The sequence below is a fragment of the Streptomyces sp. SID4985 genome (genome assembly GCF_009863025.1).
Taxonomy (GTDB): domain Bacteria; phylum Actinomycetota; class Actinomycetes; order Streptomycetales; family Streptomycetaceae; genus Streptomyces.
This window is the reverse complement of sequence record NZ_WWIR01000430.1, coordinates 1-2,614: the sequence shown is the minus strand read 5'-3', so window position 1 is coordinate 2,614 and position 2,614 is coordinate 1. Positions and strand designations below refer to the sequence as shown.

The 2,614-nt window shown below is 73.4% G+C and carries 3 protein-coding genes and 2 pseudogenes; 4 read left to right on the top strand and 1 reads right to left on the bottom strand.

The window, feature by feature from the left end:
• The 3 genes and pseudogenes from GTW40_RS18845 to GTW40_RS18835 all read left to right on the top strand — a co-directional run.
• Window positions 1-236 (top strand): annotated as a pseudogene (locus GTW40_RS18845) (molybdopterin molybdenumtransferase MoeA); the annotation flags it as partial.
• Window positions 237-307: 71 nt separating this feature from the next.
• Window positions 308-583, top strand: coding sequence for a MoaD/ThiS family protein (locus tag GTW40_RS18840; RefSeq protein WP_161181366.1), 276 nt, complete (start codon window positions 308-310; stop codon window positions 581-583).
• A 75-nt stretch (window positions 584-658) separates the two neighbouring features.
• The gene (locus tag GTW40_RS18835) at window positions 659-1,129 is read left to right on the top strand and encodes a molybdenum cofactor biosynthesis protein MoaE (protein ID WP_161181365.1); all 471 of its coding nucleotides are present in this window, start codon (window positions 659-661) and stop codon (window positions 1,127-1,129) included.
• A 51-nt stretch (window positions 1,130-1,180) separates the two neighbouring features.
• Here the strand turns inward: GTW40_RS18835 and GTW40_RS18830 are convergent, their stop codons facing one another.
• A complete protein-coding gene (locus tag GTW40_RS18830) occupies window positions 1,181-1,816 on the bottom strand; it encodes a DUF1345 domain-containing protein (protein ID WP_161181364.1) in 636 nt (211 codons plus the stop codon).
• A 188-nt stretch (window positions 1,817-2,004) separates the two neighbouring features.
• Here GTW40_RS18830 and GTW40_RS18825 point away from each other — a divergent pair.
• Window positions 2,005-2,614: pseudogene (locus GTW40_RS18825) on the top strand (FUSC family protein); the annotation flags it as partial.

Here is a 2,614-nt window from a genome sequence, read left to right as displayed (position 1 = left end):
GCGGTCACACCGATCCCGAGCCGCGCCTCGCGCCCACCGCCGGTGAGCTGCCCGGGCACCCGCGCGACACCCGGCTGCTGCCGGTGCGCAGGGCGGGCGCCGAGGTGGCTCCCCTGCCGTACGACGGTCCGGCCATGCTGCGCGGCCTCGCGCTGGCCGACGGCCTGGCCGTGGTGCCGCCCGGCGGCGCACCCGCCGGTGCGACGGTGGAGGTCCTGGACCTGCCCGCACGGTGACGGCCCCGCCGCTCGCCCTTCCTTCCCCGCCCCCACGAGCCAGACGACAACCACCGGAAAAGGCACAGGACATGGAGACACAGACGGCACCCGCCGGGATCATCCGCTACTGGGCCGCGGCCAAGGGCGCGGCCGGTACGGCCGAGGAGCCCTACCGCGCCACGACCCTCGCGCAGGCGCTGGAGCAGGCGCGGGCCCGCCACGCCGACCGGCCGCGCTTCGGCCAGGTGCTGGGCATCTGCTCGTTCCTGGTCGACGGCACCCCGGTGGGCGACCGCGACCACACGGCGATCGCGCTGCCCGAGGGCGGCACGGTCGAGGTGCTGCCCCCGTTCGCGGGCGGCTGATCCCCGCGCACTCCCCCGTACGACCGCTTCCCCGTACGACCGTCCCCCATCGGAACCCGGACCCTGGACCGCGCCATGCTGCACCTGCCCGAGACCCTCTCCTCTTCCCTGTCCTCGTCGCTCGCCTCCCCCATCCGTCTGCTCGCTCTGCGCGACACCGCGCTCTCGCTCGACGAGGTGTACGCGGCGGTCGGTGACGACGCGGCCGGCGGGACCGCCCTCTTCGTCGGCACCGTGCGCGACCACGACGGCGGCAAGTCCGTGACGTCGCTCGAGTACAGCGCCCACCCGAGCGCGGAGGCGGAGCTGCGGCGGGTGGCCGAGAAGGTCGCCGCCGACTTCCCCGTGCTCTCCATGGCGGCCGTGCACCGCACGGGTCTGCTGTCCATCGGTGACGTCGCGGTGATCACCGCCGTCTCCTGCCCGCACCGCGCGGAGGCGTTCGCGGCCTGCAGGCTGCTCACCGACACCCTCAAGCACGAGGTGCCGATCTGGAAGCGGCAGCTCTTCGTGGACGGCACGGAGGAGTGGGTCGGCGCCTGCTGACGCGCGCATGCCGAGGCACCGCACGGCCGGGTCGGCCGCTTCCGCACCTGGTCAGCCCGTGACGATCCCGGTGACCAGGTTGATGGTGGTGGCGAGCACGCTGATGCCGAACAGGTACGACAGAAGGCAGTGCCGCAGCACGACCGAGCGGATCAGGGGGCTGGAGACGCTGGTGTCGGAGACCTGGTAGGTCATGCCGAGGTTGTAGCTGAAGTAGAAGAAGTCCCGGTAGGCCGGCGGCCGCGAGGAGTTGAAGTCGATGCCGCCGTCGGCCGGTCCGTAGTAGAGGTACGCGTAGCGGGCGGTGTACATCAGGTGCAGCGCCGCCCAGGCCATGAACACGCCGCACACGGCGACGGCGGCCGCCGCGGGTCCGGTGCCGGAGCGGTTCGCGACCAGCAGCAGGACGATGCCGACCAGGCCGAGCAGCGAGGCCACCACGACCACGAGTTCCTCGATGTGCGGGCGGAAGTCCTCGCGCCGGGCGTTGGTGTGCGTGGTCTTCGCGTCCATGGGCCACAGCACGAGCCAGCCCGCGACCACGAAGAGGATGCCCGCCGCCGCGATGCCGCAGAGGATGCCCAGCGCGGCCTGGGTGGTCAGTCCGACCGCGACGCCGACCGCCGCGCCGACGACGACCGCACCGGCCAGCCTGGGAACCGCGGACACCGGCAGCCAGATGCTCATGCGCAACAACAGTAGTCGTACCGGCCGTCCTCGGCCCGGTGTCCGCCGCCTTCGGGTTCGGCGGACACCGGGCCGGGGACGGTCGCGCAACCCCGGCGAGCTCGCCGGACGTACCAGGCGAGCCCCTGGTCAGAGGGGGTTTCGTAAGTGATCAGGAATCCGACTGGAGCAAGTGATATACACCGAACATGTCCCTTTCCCGCCCGCCCCAGCGCGCCGTGACCGGTGACGGCCGGCGGCGAGCGGCCGCTGCTCTCGCGCGCGTGCTGTCCCCGAAGGGGTCGCTGTCCCTGCAGAAGGTGGACGGCGCGTTCACCTTCGCCCTGCGCGCCGCGCTCGCCATGGCGCTCGCCGCGCTGCCGGTCGTCGCGGCCGGGCGTGCCGACCTGAGCGTGTACGGGATGATGGGCGCCTTCACGACGACCTTCGGGCGCAATCTGCCCTACCGGCGCCGGGCCAGGGCGCTCGCCGGGGTCGCGGTGGCCATGACGGCCTGCGTGGGCCTCGGTTCGCTGCTCGCGGCGGTGGCCCGCCCCTGGGAGGGGGACGTGGGCGCCATCGTCGTCGTGACGGCGACGGCGGTGGTCGCGGGCCTTGCGAAGTACTCCTGCGACGCCACCAGACTCGGCGGACTCGGCGCGATCCTGCTGCTGTTCTCCTTCGCGGTGTCCGCGAACGCCCACACCACCCTCGGCGAGGTGCTGCCGCGCACCGGGCTCGCCGCGGCGGGCGCCGCGCTCGCCTGGGTGCTCGCGGTGCTCGGCCGGTTCGTGCATCCCGACCGGCCCGAGCGGCTGG